A 15,460-nucleotide genomic window follows, 5' to 3' on the forward strand; every position below is an offset into this window, starting at 1 on the left:
GCCGTGCTGGACGGCGAGGTGCGGGAACGGCGCGTCGACGGCCGTCGTCGAGAAGTAGAGGCCGTGGACGTGGTTGGTGAGCTTCACGGCCACGATGGCGACGTACGTGCCGACGGCCGCCCGGCGGTAGGTGGGGTTGCGGTGGAACGACCGGCCGGTGTACGCCGAGCAGAAGTACAGCCACGCGCCCACCGTGGAGAGCCCGACGACGAGGCTGAGGTCGTACGCGACGTACTTTAGGAACCGCGAGGGAGCGACGAGGAACGCGAGCTCGAACAGCGCCCAGCCGCCGCTGCCCGCGACCACGCCCGCGAGTCCGCGGCGCGTGTCGGCGTCCGCGACCCGGAGCGCGCGCCGGAGGCCGACGGCACACCCCAGTACCGCGGCGCCGAACGCGGCGACGTACGCCAGAAAGACGAGCGATAGCGCCATCCCTTCGAAGAGGTCGCTTCACCGACTTATACGTCCGCTTTCCGGCGGGTCGCTCGGGTGTCCGGCGACGCCCGGGACCGCCACCGCTATGGGCGCGCTCGCCCAACCACGGGCCATGACCGACACGGCTGACGTCTCCCGGCGGGAGGCGTGGCTCATCGCCGCGCGCCCGCACACGCTCCCGGTCGCGGCCGCCCCCATCCTGGTCGCGGTCGGGCTCGCGGTCCGCGACGGCGTGTTCGCGCCGCTGCCCGCGTTCGCCGCGTTCGTCGGCGCCGCGCTCATCCAGATCGGCACGAACTTCGCGAACGACTACTACGACGCCGTGCAGGGCGCCGACACCGAAGACCGCGAGGGGTTCACGCGCGTCACCGCCGGCGGCCTCATCGAACCCGGCGAGGTCAAGCGCGCGATGTACCTGACGTTCGCCGCGGCCATCCTCGTCGGCACCTACCTCGTCTGGGTGGGCGGCGTCCCCATCCTCGTCGTCGGCCTCGTCAGCGTCGCCTCCGGCATCGCGTACACGGGTGGCCCGTACCCGCTGGGCTACCACGGCCTCGGCGACCTGTTCGTCTTCGTCTTCTTCGGCCTCGTCGCCGTCACGGGCGCGTACTACGTGCAGGCCGCGAGCTTCGTCGCCGGCGTCCCCGTCGGCATCCCCGCGGGCTCGGTGCCGCTCGCAGCGGTGGTCGCGAGCCTCCCTATTGCGGCTATCGCGACGAACGTCCTCGTCGTGAACAACGTCCGCGACCGCGAAGAGGACGCCACCACCGGCAAGCGCACGCTCGCAGTGCGCTTCGGCTACACGTTCTCCCGCGTCCAGTTCGCCGCGCTGCTCGTACTGGCGTACGCCGTCCCGGTGTGGTTCTTCGCGCGCACCGGCGACCCCGCGGTGTTCCTGCCGTATCTCTCCGTGCCGCTCGCCGCCCGCGTCACGAAGACGCTGTTCACGCGCACTGACGGCGACGCGCTCAACCCCGCGCTCACCCGGACGGGCCAGCTGCTCGCGCTGTACGCCATCCTGTTCGGCGCCGGCCTCGCCGTATGATTCGCCCGTTCGCGCTCGAACTCGCCCAGCCGCTCGAGACCGCCCGCGGCACCATCGACGAGCGCCGCGGCTTCCTGTTCGCTCGAGAGGGCGGCCTCGGCGAAGCGACGCCGCTCCCGGGCTGGACCGAACCCTACGAGACCTGCGAGCGAGCGCTCGACGCCGCCGACGACGCCGACAACTGGCACGACGCGCTCGACGCCTGCGAAGATGCTCCGGCCGCGCGGCACGCCGTCTCGCTCGCGCAACTCGATTCGGAAGCACGCGACGCGAACGTCTCGCTCGCCGAATACCTCGCGGAGGACTCCGCAGAGTCCGTTCCGGTGAACGCGACGGTCGGCGACGGCTCGCCCGCCGAAACGGCCGCGGAAGCTCGACGGGCCGCCGAAACGGGCTTCGAGACGGTGAAGGTGAAGGTCGGCGCGCGCTCCGTCGAAGAAGACGTCGAACGCCTCCAGAGAGTGCGCGAAACCACGGACGCGACGCTGCGCGCGGACGCGAACGGTGCGTGGACGCGCGAGCAAGCCCGCGAGGCGTTCGGCGCGTTCGCCGATATCGGCGTGGAGTACGTCGAACAGCCACTCTCCGCGGACGACCTCGCGGGACACCGCGACCTCCGCGGGGGCGGCGTGGGCGTCGCGCTCGACGAGTCGCTGACCGAGCACACACTCGCCGACGTACTCGACGCCGCCGACTACGTCGTGTTGAAGCCGATGGCGCTCGGGGGCGTCGACCGCGCGCTCGACGCCGCCAGCGACGCCCGCGAGGCCGGCGTCGAACCTGTCGTGACGACGACCGTCGACGCCGTCGTCGCGCGGACCGCCGCCGTCCACCTCGCCGCCGCGATTCCCGACGTACCGGCCTGCGGGCTCGCGACCGCCGACCGGCTCGCCGCGGACCTCGCGGCCGACCCCACGCCCGTCGAAAAACGGCCGGATTCGCGTGCCTGAATCGCCTGGTCACGGCGTCTCGCTCGCGGAGGTGGACGCGGATGCGTGACGCCGTCGCGCTCCAGACGCGCAGCAACCCCGACGCGACCGCGCTCGTGGACGCCGCGACCGACGCGTCGTGGACGTTCCGCGAGCTGGATGCCGACATCGAGGAGACGGCGGGCCGGCTCGCAGCATGTGGCGTCCAGCGCGGGGACCGCGTCGCGGTCTTGATGGCGAACCGGCCCGCGTTCGTCCGGCTCGTGTTCGCGTGCTCGCGGCTCGGCGCGGTGCTCGTGCCGCTGAACGCGCGACTCGCGCCGCCCGAACTCGAGGCACAGGTCGAGCGCGTCGGCCCCGCGCTCGTCGTCTGCGAGGACGACACCGCAAGCGTAGCCCGCGACCTCCCGGTGCCAGCGGTGAGCGTCGACGCCACAGAGGGCGTAGAGCAGTTCGGCGCGCGAACACCGGCCGGCTTCGAGCCCGCGGACCTCTCGTGGACGGACACGCGCGCCGTCATGTTCACGTCGGGGACGACGGGCGACCCGAAGGCGGTCCGGCTGACGTACGGGAACTTCGCCGCGAGCGCCGTCGCCTCGGCGTTCCGGCTCGGCGTCCTCCCCGGGGACAGCTGGCTCTGCCCGCTCTCACTGTACCACATGGGCGGGCTCTCGGTCGTCCTGCGCTCCGCACTGTACGGGACGACCGCGGTGCTCGCACGCGGGTTCGACGCCGAGGCCGCGAACGAGGCGCTCGCCAGCTACGACTGCACGGGCGTCTCGCTCGTGCCGACGATGCTCTCGCGGCTCCTCGACGCGGGCGACGTCCCCGACAGTCTGCGGTTCGCGCTCGTCGGCGGTGCGCCCACGCCGCCCGAACTCGTGGAGCGCGCGCTCGACGCGAGCGTTCCGGTCTGCCCGACGTTCGGGATGACCGAGACCACCTCGCAGGTCGCGACGCTGCACGCCAGCGAGGCGCGCGAGCGGCCGAATAGCGCGGGCCGGCCGCTGCTCGGCACCGAGGTCACAGTCGTCGGCGAGGACGGCGAGGTGCTGCCCGCGGGCGAGACGGGCGAACTCGTCGTCTCGGGGCCGACGGTCACCCCCGGCTACCTCTCGGAGGACGCGAATAGTGAGCGGTTTTGCGAGCACGGCCTCCGCACTGGCGACGTCGGCTACGTGGATTCTACGGGGTACCTCTACGTCGGCGGTCGACAAGCGGATCAGATTGTCACGGGCGGCGAGAACGTCCACCCGGAGGAGGTCGCGGACGTGCTCCGCGCGCACCCGGGCGTCGCGGACGCCGCCGTGGTCGGGCTGGCCGACGAGGAGTGGGGCGAGCGCGTCGCCGCGCTCGTCGTCCCCGACGGCGACGCCCCGAGCCGCGAGGCGCTGCGGGCGTTCTGCGACGAGCGGCTCGCGGGCTACAAGCGCCCGCGGACGATTGCGTTCGCCGACGCGTTGCCGCGGACCGCGTCCGGGACGGTCGACCGCGAGGCCGTCCGCACGCGGTTGGGCGACGAGAACTAAGTGCGGGCGGGCCGTAGCACGGGGCGTGTGTACGCTGGCATTCGCGTGGCAGGCCTACGACGACGCGCCGCTCGTGGTCGCCGCGAACCGCGACGAAGCAGTCGGCCGTCCGTCCTCGCCGCCCGCCGTCCGCGGCAGCGACCCCCGGGTGTTGATGCCGCGGGACGAGGAGGCCGGCGGGACGTGGCTCGGCGTGAACGAACACCGCGTGTTCGTCGCCGTGACCAACCGAGAGTCGGACATCGAGGGCGAGCGCTCGCGCGGACTGTTGGTCACTGACGCGCTCGAAGCGGACAACGCCGACGACGCCATCGGGACCGTCGAGCGCGAGGTCGCCGCCCGCGAGTACGCGGGGTTCAACCTCGTGGTCGCCGACCGCAACGAGTGCGTTCTGCTGGAGTGGGACGGCGTGCTGCGAACCCACGCCTTCGACCCCGGCACGCACGTCGTCGTGAACGCCGGCTACGACGACGGCACCGAGAAGTCCCGCGCCGTCCGGGACACGCTGACCGGGCACGACAGTCCCGACGCGTGGCTCGAGACAGCCCGGACCGCGCTCCGCGACCACGAGACCGGCGCGTGCGTCCACCGCGACGGCTTCGGCACGCGGTCGTCCTCGCTCGTGACGATTGGCGCGGACGACACCGTTGCCTACGAGTTCGCGGACGGCCCGCCCTGCGAGACCGACTATCGACGCGTGGACGGTCAGCTTTAAACCGCGCGCACACCCTGTGTCGTACATGAGCGCCGAAGCCACCGAGTCGGACCTCTCGGAGGACGAGCGACGCGGGCTGGAACTCGTGCGTGAGACCCGGGGCATCCACCAGAGCGAGTTCTGGAAGGAGCTCGACGTCTCCTCGCGGAAGGGCAGCCGCATCGCCTCGAAGCTCGAGGAGAAGGGGTTCGTCGAGCGCGAGGAGAGCGTCCACGAGGGCAACACCACCTACCTCATCACGCCCATCATCGACGAGCGCGAGTTGGACTTCTCGCTGCTGATGGCCGGGCAGATGCTGTCGCCGTTCGTCGGCGAGGAGGAGGTCGACGCCCAGAGCGACGCCTTCTCGCAGTGGATTATGAACCTCGCGTACGAGGACGACGTCGACGCCGAACCGGAACCCGAGATCGAACCGGACGTCGAACCCGGGAGTCCCGGCGAAGCAGAGGAACCCGACGGCGAATTCTAAGCGGGTCGCTTACTCGTCGGCGCGCCGCCCGACCACGAGCGGCACGCCGTCGTCGTCCGACGCTGTCTCCGTTCCCGTTTCTGTCGCGTACAGCGCGAGCAGTGCGTCGACAACGTCCTCGGAGACGCCGGCGCGGTCGCGGACGTCGACCCAGACGTGGTCGGGGACGCGGAGCACCCACGCGTCCGGCCGGCGTTCGACCAGCGGGTCCGCGCGCACGGCCTGCCGCCACTCGTAGACGAGGCCGTCGACCGTCCGCCCGGGGAACGTCGACAGCGTCGACTGGACGGCCGCGGCGGCCTCGCGGAGCGCCGCCTGCTCGACGTCGGTGTCGGCGGCGACGCGCGCGAGCGTCTCGTCGTCGAACGGGAGCATACCGCCACTTGCACCGCAGCGAAGAAAACACCACCTCCCGCGGCGGGAACTGTCGGCGTCAGTAGTCGAGGTCGTCGGTCGTCGCGTCGAGAACGAGCACGACGCCCGCGCCGAGGAGGGCGGCGACGAGGACGACGCCCGCGCTCGCGGCGGTCCACTCGGGGTTCGCGTCGCTGACCTGAATCGCGGGCGCGCGGAGCGCCCCGGCCATGAGGGCGACGAGGAACGTCAGGGTCGCCGCGCGGTAGTGGTCGAGTGCCCACTCGACGACGCGCGCGAACGAGAGGATGCCGACGCCGGCGCCCGCCGTGAACACGACCAGCGTCGTCACTGGGTCGACGGCCGCGCCGAAGTCCCCGCCGAGCACGGCGTCGGTGGTCGTGCTCACCGCCGACGTCATCGTGTCGTACATGCCAAGCGTGAGTAGCAGCAGCGACCCCGAGACGCCGGGGAGGACCATCGCGCAGATGGCGACGGCGCCCGCGAGGAAGACGACCGGGAGCACCTCCGGGAGCGCGCCGGTCTGGGCCTGCGCGCTCAGGACGAACGCGAGGACGAACCCGACGACGGCGGCCGCGATTCGCCCCGGGGTGTCGAGTTCGACCTCGCTGAGCAAGACGACCACGGAGGCCGCGATGAGCCCGAAGAAGAACGCGAACGTCAGGCCCGGGAAGTCCGCGATGGCGACGTGGACGACGTTCGCGACCGTCACGACGGCAGTGATGAGGCCGCCGCCGAGTATCGCGAGGAACGGCACGTCCATCTCGACGAGCGACGTCCAGAACTCCTCGCGGGCGTCGGCGCTACCCAACTGGGGAACGAGCGCGAGCAACCCCAGCGCGTCCACGGGGTCGAGGGCGGCGATGGCGCCGACGAGGCGCTCGTAGATGCCCGTGATGAGCGCGATCGTCCCCCCAGAGACGCCGGGGACGGCGTCGGCGGCGCCCATCGCGGCGCCCTTCAGGTAGACCGCCAGCCAGTCGCGGCCGGCCATTATGCGTACCGACGCCCGAGCGCGCCGGCGACCGCCGGCGCAGCGAGTGCGGCCGCCGCGCCGAACGGCGACTGGACGCTGAGCGGCCCACTACTCGAGCCGTCGGTGGTCGTGTCGGTGGTGGTCTCGTCGACGCTCACCGAGTCGGGGGACGCCAGCGACTGCGTCTCGTTGCTCGTGTCGTTCTGCTCGGCGCCCTCCGGCCGGTCGACGACGTGACGCTCGAGGTCGACTTCGGTCGCGCCCTCCTCGACGCCGAGGACCTGGCCCTCGGTGACGTCGGCGGTCGCGTTCCACTCGACGGTCGTGAGGTCCTCACCAGCCGTCGGGCCGGTGGTGAACTCGTAGTCGCCCGCGCCGCGGACCGAGGTGTTCGTGTAGCCGTTCTCCGGGCCGTACTCGCCGTAGCCGGACGTCGAGTACGGGAGCGTCATCGTGAACTCGCCGTCAGCGCCGGTCTCGGCGCGCTGCGTGTACGTGAACTGCGGCGTCTGGCCGTCCTGCGAGAGGTGGGTCATGTTCAGCGTCACCGACGCGGTCACCGTCTCGTTCGCCGGGCCGGTGCCCTCCACGGTCGCGCCCTCCACGCGCTCGAAGAGCTTCACGCCCGTGTCGTCGCTGGACCCGACGAGCCGGTAGTGCTGGAGCGCCGGCACGTACTCCTGCGGGATGCCGTTGAATCCGCCGATCTGGGCGGTAGTGTCGTTGGCGACGTATTCCTCGGCGGCGGTCATGTTGTCGAACTGCCGGACCGGGGAGCCGGACTGGTCGAAGCTGTAGAGGTCCGCACCCGTCGTCGTCTCAAGGGTGTCCTGCCAGTCGACGACGACCGGCTGGGGCTGCTGGGCGCTCCCGTGGGTCTCGTAGAGCCGCACCATCAGCGACTCGTAGTACGCCTGGTGGTTCAGCGTCGGGAGCTGGCTGAACGACCGGTAGTCCGTGATCTGGCCGTCCTCGTACTGCGAGAGGATGTTCTGCGTGTAGAACGTCCCCGTGCTGAAGTTCCGCGGGCCGTCGTAGAACACGGTCGGCGCGCCGAACTTCTGCTGCGGGGAGACCATCTGGGAGTCCACCGCGACGTACCGCGTCTTCGCGTCGTCCTCGTTGACGACCTCGAGCGCGTTCGCGGCCTCCGTCTCGTTCTGCGCGAGCAGGAAGTTCGCGGCCTGCGTGGCGTGCTGCTGGAACGGGTTCGCGACCGGGATCGTCTGGCCTTCGACGGTCATCCAGTGGCCGTAGTCCCACCACGACATCACGCCGTACGCGCCCGCGGGGTAGTCGTAGTCGTCGGTCTGGCTGTACGTCCCGTAGTAGTCCAACTGGTCGGCGTTGCCTGCACCGCCGTAGTTGCCTTGGTCGGGCGTGTGTTCCTGCATCCAATCCATCGCGTCGTCCCACACCGTCACCGCGCCGGGGCCGTTCACCGCGCCGACGGTCGTCGCCGACTGCAGCGGCACCTGCTGGCCCTGATTGTTCGTCAACCGAATCGGGCTCGGGCCGTCGCCGGTCGCGGACGCCGCCACGGGCGCTGCGATGGGCACGAGCACGACCAGCACGACGGCGACGACCGTGCCGACCTGATACCAGTCGACGTCCTCGATTTGGGAGGCCGGCTTGTCGAGGCTCACGAAGCCGAGCACGACCTTCAGCACGTACGCGTTCAGCACGACGACCGGCACGACGAGGTAGTAGTTGAACCGCACCTGCGTGAACGCCGCCGACGTGATGAACGCGCCCCAGACGACGACAAGTAGTTGTTCGGCGTCGTAGTCGCCCGTGACGGTGACCGCGAGCAAGGTGACGCCGACGATGGCGAGCGAGCCGAGCTGGCCGTCAACGCCGAGGAGGCTGCCAAGCGCGTCGCCAATACCGGGGATTGTGAATACCGCGCCGACGACGAGGATTGCGGCCGCTGCACCACCCATACGCCGTGGGTTACCGCTGCGGAAGTGCGGGCGGAGCAGAATCCACGCTGCGCCGAGGAGTGCAGTGAAGAACGCGAGGCCGTACTCGAGGAAGATAACCCCGAACATCCCGAGGCCGTAGCGGCTCGTTTGGGAGAGGAACGGCTGCGCCTCGCCGATAGTCCGGGTGGCTGCGCCCGCGCTGAACCCGACAAAGCGGAGGAGATTCCCTTGTAGCATCCCCCAGAAGTCAGGGAGCACGACGGTCGTCGCACCGAGTGCGACGACAAGAATACCGAATACGGCGAGTGGGTACGAGGTTGCGTCAAGTTCACGGTTGTCCCACTCGCGGGCGAGCCACGCGAGGAACACGGCGCCGACGCCGACCGCAATCGAGAACAGCGGCTGGAGAATAGAGAAGCTTGTTGCAGAGAATGACAGTTTCGATATCGGTACCAGCATCAAGAGCCCGGTCGTCATGGAACTGACCGCGGCGACGACCGCGACGTGATCGGGACTCGTGCCACTGTAGTAGTCGCTAGTCAGCTTCACGAGGTAGAAGACGCCAAAGATACCGACGAGAAGAACGCCTGGTGGCCACATCCACATGTAGGCCGCTGTAGCAGCGCCAGCCAGTAAGCTCCAGCCGACTACACGACGGAGGCCGGCAATATCGCGGTCAAGGAACTGCTCGTAGACCGGTTTCTCGCGTTGTGCGACGGTAAGCGCAATCATCGTCGCGAGCAGGGCCAGCGACTGGAACAGCGGCTCCGCACCGTTGTGGTCAGATGCGCCCACGAGGCTTCGCGAGAGGAAGTATCCCGGAAGGAGACCGAGAATTACTGCTGCGAAAACACCGCCAAGGCGACCACCCAGACGTTTTCCGATGAAATACGTCGGAATCGTAAGTAGAGCGCCGAAAACTGCCGGCGCGAATGCGAGTGTGAGTGCAATCGTGTTTTGTGAAGGACTTCCCAGTCCGACAAGGAGTGCTGCGGTGGCAATAATCTGGTCGAACAGTGTCCCAAACTGGCCGACGCTAGTGCCATTCGGGAAATTCGTCCAGACATCGAACGGCATCGTAGACGGCCAGTGCTGGACTGTGTACATCACTTCCCGGAAGTGATAGTACGAGTCGTTCCCGGAGAAGTACACTTCCCCGTTCCGCGTGAAATTCTCCCACGTTTGCACGCGCACCCAGAACATGAACGTGAGGACAGCTCCCAGCACGGGTACATGGTACCAGTTTTCGAGAGTGTCGAGGGCTGAGTCGGTCGTCGTGGAGGACTCCCTCGACTCCTCGTTCGTCTCGCTCATTGATGGTAGGGACTGACAGCGCGCGAATAAGCCTTGTGAAGTTGGGGAAGGTAGAAATCGTAAAGTTCGATTTAGAGATTTAATTTAATATTATTAGATAATTTAATATAAACTAATATAGATTAAATAGGAGCTACAATCCTATGTATGAGCGGTCGGATTTTATCTTAACTCCCCACAATAAGGACGACAGCCAGATTAACTTGGAGGGATAGAGATAACAAGTATTATATATTTTATATGACTCCTTTACCTCGAATACCCTAATTATGTTACATTAGAACCAGTGTAAATCTACCAATACCCACAAATTATCCAGCAGTCAATAACGGGGAACATATACGACAAATCGAAACCAACCTATATTAATATCCATCTTTCATAGAACGATAAGAAAATGTTGATGATTCAACCACCATCTAGAAGAATGATGTTAATTATATGCCTCTCCTTATGTATCCTAAATATCCTCCTAGTCGGCATACTAGCCGGAACGGGTACGCTGAAGACGGCGGAAAGAGGAGACATTCAATACACGTCAACCCAGATAAGTCCCGAGGGCGATATTACTGTCCCACCAGAGGCTGACTACCGTTACGCTATTGAGCGTCCTACTGATGCCGATGCATTCTACAATATGGTAATCCGCGTTTGGAGCGGTGGACCACTCTACAACACGTGGCAACCAGACAACGTTCAAGAATTCCACTACTTTCCAACCACTTACTACTTTTTTGCAACTATCTCTCTGTTCGGCTACGTTGTCTACAAATTCATTCTACTTGGCCTGTCGATTCTCGCGACTGGATTCGGGACATATCTCCTTCTTGATGTGGAGACCGAATACGCCGATTTCGAGCCATCGAAGAAGACGTTAATGGGCATTTCTGCCGCTTCGATCGGTTTTGCCCCGATGGTCGCGAACTTCAAAGTTGGCCAGATGACGCCGTTCGCGTATCTATGTGCCGCTGTTGCGTGGTGGTCGTATAGACGCTCATCATACACCGGAGGAGGTACAGCCATCGCGCTGGCGACACTCGTGAAGCCCTACTGGGCCGCACCTACCATGGTCTTCGCGTCGCTTAGTGACAATCGGTGGCGTGGCCTCCTCGGGTTCGGTATCACCATCCTGGCGGCGAACGCGCTATCCGTGGCGACGTTCGGATTCGACACCACTGAGGAGTATTATAGCATTATTGTAGACACACTACTTGCGTCGTCCAAGAGCGTCGGCCCAGTCACGACATGGAGTGTAGAGGCGCTCAACGTCTTCTGGTTCCTCGGGGAGTACGCGGTATTCGCTCGCCTTCTCACTATCGTCCCCGTAGTCTGGGTGTTCGTTCATTATGTCCGACGAAACAAGGCGGACATCGAGCTGTACGCGCTCTCGATTCTCCTGTTGTTCACAGCCCTCGGAAGCACGACGCTCATCGACCTCGGACTGGTGTTGGCGGCGTTCGTCGTGTTCGGTGTTCACGCATTTGGAGTCGGCGGTTGGTCGTTCGCGATTCTCGGCGGAGCATTCGTTCTCACGCACGTACACACCTACGTGATGGAAGTCGTCGTTGGATCGGGTCACGCGAACCTCGTAGGGCTGCTGGACGCACACCCAGTGCTCACGCTCCTCCAACCCGGTGTTTACGGCGTTCTCGCGTTCTACGTGCTGGCGCTCTGGTGGGCACGGCGTGCTGTATCCGGTATGCCGTACCGATAGCGTCGGTCAGCAAACGCTACCATCCTCAGGAAGCGGGAGACCGCCCTCGTCGCGTTCGATACGATAAACGATGAACGCGACGAGAGTTACGACTCCCCAGAGTCCCGGCTGGAGGACCGGAACAAGTGGGATGAGGGGTTCAAGCGGAGATAGCGCCCCCGTTCCGGTCCAAGATAAAACCGATGTGGTGTAGGGATGAACTTGAACTAGCACAAGCGACAGCAGTGGTACAGTTAGAGTTCCGTCTGACCGACGGAACTCCGACACGAACACGATTAGGTAGGCCGGGATGAGAGCGTTGAGCGCTAGAGTGTTCACTGTCGGATGGAGCACGGGGACGGCAGCACAGCCGAGCGCAAACAGCGCGCGTTCAACGTGGGATCGACGAGATCTACGCCCCAGCACGTAACCTACTAACGAGACGAGGAGGACACCGCGAAGGACGACCCGGGCCGACCCGAGAACGTGAAATGGACGAAAGACGAAAAAACTGAACTTCGAAATCGGGAGTGCATCGAGGTGCCAACCTTTCCCTTCACGGAGGACCCCGAGGTACGCCTCGTGCGCTTCAATACCGAACAGTAATACGCTCACCGCGATGACGGCAATTCCGAGAATGGCTACTCGGAGTACGCGCCGATAGTCATTCAACGCTGGAGCCATCGTGACTGCGTAGGGGGGTTTCACGACCGCCGGCAACAGTACGAAACCCAACCACCCGAATCGGCCGTCAGGGTTGCGTTCGAGAGACGCGGCCGCGAAACAGAGGCTCCCGACGAATATCCCCGTGACTTGTCCGAGCTTGATCCAAATTAGTGTCGGCGCGAACGCGAAAATACCGTAGGCGAGCAGGAGCATCTTCGCGCTCGAGAGACGGACACCGTACGCGTTGAGGAGTGTCTTAGCACCGAAAACCGCGACCACGAGAGACACGGTAACCCAAATACCAGCGGCCACCCAGAATGGCAGAAGTGCGAGTGGGATGAACGGTACAATAACGACCGGCGGATAGAGATAGGGAAATACTCCACCGGGGTGGGACGGTGCCGCGGGTCGAGAAGGTGTATAGTACAGTGACCCCCCCCCTCCAAAAAGCGCCCGGCAGCGCTGTAGTAAGCCCCGAAGTCCATGAAGTTCATCTCAAAGGATGCCCCGAGAAAGGTTGCAACCGCCACGATGACCGGATACACGAGGAAGATTGCGGCGATGGCGAATACGAGGAGCTGTTCAAACCGTGTGGTCTGAGACTGTATTTGTGACGAATACAGGGAAAGAAGCCCCGAGCGTGGCGGTTTCATCAGTACACCAGAAAATACGGAGGCGACACTTCAGTTTGACGAACGCCGTGCACCCCTCCAAGCACGGCTCACCGTGTTGGTTAGCAGCCCAGCAACGGTTTTACCACTCTCGCCCCTGACGACCGACAGGGAAATATGGCCTCGCGAACTAACCGCGACTAATGCCCCCGTCGTCCGATGTACTCTCGTCTCAGCGAGTGTGCCTCTTGTATCAGGGTGATGACCCTCACCCGGCACACGTCACCTTCGGAACTGCGGTTGACGCCGACTTCGTTCACTTCGAGACGGGCGACGAACGGGAGGAGTGTCGGGGAAATACCCACTCCGAATTCGACCGACTGAAGACCGGTCTGACGCTCTCGCGGTCCTACGATGTCGTCATCGCGGAGGGCTCCGCACCGCTTCAGACTCTCCTCGCGTATGGTCTCATAAACCCGGATGCGACGCTCGTGTTCCTCGCGGCCGACGAGACGTTCTATGAACTCGACGGCCGTCCGACCCGCTACTTGTGGCGCGCACTCGGGCCCCTGGCGAGTCGGCTACTTGACGGCGTCATCCCGATAAGCGACGACGTCGATGCGTCGATTCGCCGCTACATCCACGGCGTCCCGTCGCAGAAAGTGTATCCGCCTATCGCCGACGCCAAACACGAACAACTCCGAGTACTGACGCCCTCCTCGCCAACAGCGGAGGGCATCCACCTCCTGACCGTCGGCACTGCAAAGCCCGCGAACAACTACCCGATGCTCTGTGATGCCAGCTCGGCCCTCCGGGACCGGTGGCGCGACGGCCTTTCGCTCACGATTCTCGGTCCTGACCACCCGGATGAGCCGTACAGCACACGCCCCTGGATAAAGACACCGGGATACGTCGATATCGAGACGTTCGTCGACTTCTTCGACCGGGCAACGATGTACGTGCAACCTTCCTCTGGGGATGCATTTTCGGTCGCAGCAGCGGAGGGTATGCTGTCGGGGACGCCAACTGTCGTCACAACCGGTGTGGGGGCGCGTGAGCTCGTCGACGACTCAGTCGTCGCCGAACTCACAGCCGAATCCCTCACCGAGACGCTTAAAACGACGCTCGAACGGCCCGCAGCAGAGCGAGTCGGACTTGGTAAAACGCAACGAAAGAAGGTTATTGACGTAACGGAAGATACTCAGGCAGCGGAGTTCAGGGACGCGATAACTTCATTCCATCATGACTGATTCACAATCCACACCAAACGTCGTCCTGATTGTTCTCGACTCGGTACGGAAGGACTTCTTCGACGAACACGCGCCACGAATTCAATCCCGCGCGAACGTGTCCTTCGACCAGTGCCGAGCAGCAAGTTCGTGGAGCGTCCCAAGCCATCCGAGTTTCATGACGGGGTTGCTCCCTCACCAGCACGGCATCCACACGCATAATCGTGTCTTCACCGGTATCAGCCGAGACGATACGTTCCTCGGTGACCTCCCGAGCCACAGCGCGTACGGTGCGAGCGCAAACGTATACGCTAGCTCTACGTTCGGCTTTGATGCGATTTTTGACGATTATTCCGATATTGCTCCCCATCGGCGGTTTCCTGACGGAATGGACATGGAGAAGTTCATTCAGGAACGCGAGGAAACCGGACTTGTGCGGTACGTCGAGTTCCTCCGTCAAAGCGCCGCGCACGACCATCCTCTCCAAAGTCTCGCAAACGGCGGACTATTCAAACTGAACGACCTCCTGCGACGAGCTCCGGTCCCGAAGTTACTCGACGACGGCGCGAGCGTCGTCGCGCGGAGCGCCCGCTCGAAAGCGGCGAATGGCGACGAGCCGTTCTTCCTCTTCACGAACTTCATGGACGCGCACGGGCCGGTCCATCACGTCCGAGGATACGACCGGAGCATGCACTCGGCCCCGAACGATTGGACCTCGTTCAACTTCGACGACCAGGACATCAACGACGGGAACTGGGAGGTGTACGAGCAGGACATCGAGTATCATCGCGAACTGTACGCCACTGCTATCGATTACCTCGACCGGAAGGTGTTGGAGTTCATCGACGACGTGCGGGAGCAGACTGACGAGGAGACGATTTTCCTCATCACCGCAGACCACGGCGAGAATCTGGTCTACCCGGCGGACAATCGATGGATTGGCCACACGAGCAGTCTCACTGAGGCACTCCTCCACGTTCCGCTCTATATCGTCAACGCGCCGGATGGGATGCAGGAAACCTACACCGACCTGTTCTCACACCTCGACCTCGGAGACCTCATTATCAGCATGGTCGAGGGCGACCCGAACCCGACGTTCCGTGACCGGGTGCCAGCCGAAGTAGTCGGTATGGGCGTCGGCGGTCCCGACCCTGACGACGAAGAGTACGAGTTCTGGGATCGGATGATTCGCTGCGTATACCGCGACGATACGAAAGTCGAGTGGGACTCGCTGGGCAACAAAACGGAGTACCGGATCGACCGCTCGAAACCGTCGTGGCAGGAGGAAGTCGGCTCGTTGGACGCCGTGCCCGAATGGGCCACGAAGTTGTTCGACGTTCCGCTGGCGGAGTACAAGCGGCAGGCCGAGGCGAGCGAACAGTCAGTCGACGTCGACGACGCGACGAAAGGACGGCTCGAAGACTTGGGCTATATCTGATCCGTTCCGGTCGAGTTCATACGGTCTTCTCGTTCGGCGCGGAGGAGATAGGTTCCTTCGTCGGTCGCTCGTCTGTCGCGTGACTCCACCGTTCTTCGGATTCGCGGTGGT

Annotated in this window: 12 protein-coding genes and 1 pseudogene; 8 read left to right on the forward strand and 5 right to left on the reverse strand. The window is 64.6% G+C overall.

Translation table 11 applies throughout. The features are described from left to right. A partial coding sequence (locus tag GJ634_RS01465; protein ID WP_331713939.1) for a histidine kinase N-terminal 7TM domain-containing protein occupies positions 1-432 on the reverse strand: 432 nt, incomplete at its 3' end. 115 nt (positions 433-547) lie between these two features. Between GJ634_RS01465 and GJ634_RS01470 the strand changes: the two genes are divergently transcribed. The 5 genes and pseudogenes from GJ634_RS01470 to GJ634_RS01490 form a co-directional block, all read left to right on the forward strand. Continuing rightward, the gene (locus GJ634_RS01470) at positions 548-1,480 is read left to right on the forward strand and encodes a 1,4-dihydroxy-2-naphthoate polyprenyltransferase (protein WP_157500162.1); all 933 of its coding nucleotides are present in this window, start codon (positions 548-550) and stop codon (positions 1,478-1,480) included. Beyond that, positions 1,477-2,430 (forward strand): o-succinylbenzoate synthase, encoded by a 954-nt coding sequence (locus GJ634_RS01475; protein WP_394350861.1) that lies wholly within the window; start codon positions 1,477-1,479, stop codon positions 2,428-2,430. Before GJ634_RS01470 ends, GJ634_RS01475 begins: the two co-directional genes overlap by 4 nt. Before the next feature lie 41 nt (positions 2,431-2,471). Then, positions 2,472-3,938, forward strand: coding sequence for an o-succinylbenzoate--CoA ligase (gene menE / locus GJ634_RS01480; RefSeq protein WP_157500164.1), 1,467 nt, complete (start codon positions 2,472-2,474; stop codon positions 3,936-3,938). 25 nt (positions 3,939-3,963) lie between these two features. Beyond that, a complete protein-coding gene (locus GJ634_RS01485) occupies positions 3,964-4,653 on the forward strand; it encodes an NRDE family protein (protein ID WP_331713940.1) in 690 nt (229 codons plus the stop codon). Positions 4,654-4,678: 25 nt separating this feature from the next. Next, a pseudogene (locus tag GJ634_RS01490) lies at positions 4,679-5,032 on the forward strand (helix-turn-helix transcriptional regulator); the annotation flags it as partial. 99 nt (positions 5,033-5,131) lie between these two features. Here the strand turns inward: GJ634_RS01490 and GJ634_RS01495 are convergent. From GJ634_RS01495 to GJ634_RS01505, 3 genes are read right to left on the reverse strand one after another with little or no spacing between them, the layout of a single operon-like run. Beyond that, on the reverse strand, positions 5,132-5,497 hold the full coding sequence (locus GJ634_RS01495) for a hypothetical protein (RefSeq protein WP_157500168.1): 366 nt from the start codon (positions 5,495-5,497) through the stop codon (positions 5,132-5,134). Between the two features lie 58 nt (positions 5,498-5,555). Further along, complete coding sequence (locus tag GJ634_RS01500) at positions 5,556-6,491, reverse strand: DUF368 domain-containing protein (RefSeq protein ID WP_157500170.1); 936 nt, start codon at positions 6,489-6,491, stop codon at positions 5,556-5,558. Then, positions 6,491-9,712 carry an oligosaccharyl transferase, archaeosortase A system-associated gene (locus tag GJ634_RS01505; RefSeq protein WP_157500171.1) on the reverse strand — a complete coding sequence of 1,074 codons (3,222 nt, stop codon included), beginning with the start codon at positions 9,710-9,712 and terminating at the stop codon, positions 6,491-6,493. The genes GJ634_RS01500 and GJ634_RS01505 overlap by 1 nt, the downstream gene beginning before the upstream one ends. Before the next feature lie 403 nt (positions 9,713-10,115). On the opposite strand from GJ634_RS01505, the gene GJ634_RS01510 reads away from it, so the two are divergent. Then, complete coding sequence (locus GJ634_RS01510; RefSeq protein WP_197425356.1) at positions 10,116-11,426, forward strand: glycosyltransferase family 87 protein; 1,311 nt, start codon at positions 10,116-10,118, stop codon at positions 11,424-11,426. A gap of 6 nt (positions 11,427-11,432) precedes the next feature. On the opposite strand, the gene GJ634_RS01515 is transcribed toward GJ634_RS01510, so the two are convergent. Continuing rightward, the gene (locus GJ634_RS01515; protein WP_157500173.1) at positions 11,433-12,500 is read right to left on the reverse strand and encodes a glycosyltransferase family 87 protein; all 1,068 of its coding nucleotides are present in this window, start codon (positions 12,498-12,500) and stop codon (positions 11,433-11,435) included. A 430-nt stretch (positions 12,501-12,930) separates the two neighbouring features. On the opposite strand from GJ634_RS01515, the gene GJ634_RS01520 reads away from it, so the two are divergent. Both GJ634_RS01520 and GJ634_RS01525 read left to right on the forward strand, forming a co-directional pair. After that, entirely contained in the window at positions 12,931-13,932 is a 1,002-nt protein-coding gene (locus tag GJ634_RS01520) for a glycosyltransferase family 4 protein (protein ID WP_197425357.1), read from the forward strand. After that, positions 13,925-15,349, forward strand: coding sequence for a sulfatase-like hydrolase/transferase (locus GJ634_RS01525; protein ID WP_157500175.1), 1,425 nt, complete (start codon positions 13,925-13,927; stop codon positions 15,347-15,349). Before GJ634_RS01520 ends, GJ634_RS01525 begins: the two co-directional genes overlap by 8 nt. Positions 15,350-15,460 lie beyond the last annotated feature (111 nt).

Source organism: Halobacterium sp. CBA1126, from assembly GCF_009741975.1.
Lineage (GTDB): Archaea > Halobacteriota > Halobacteria > Halobacteriales > Halobacteriaceae > Halobacterium.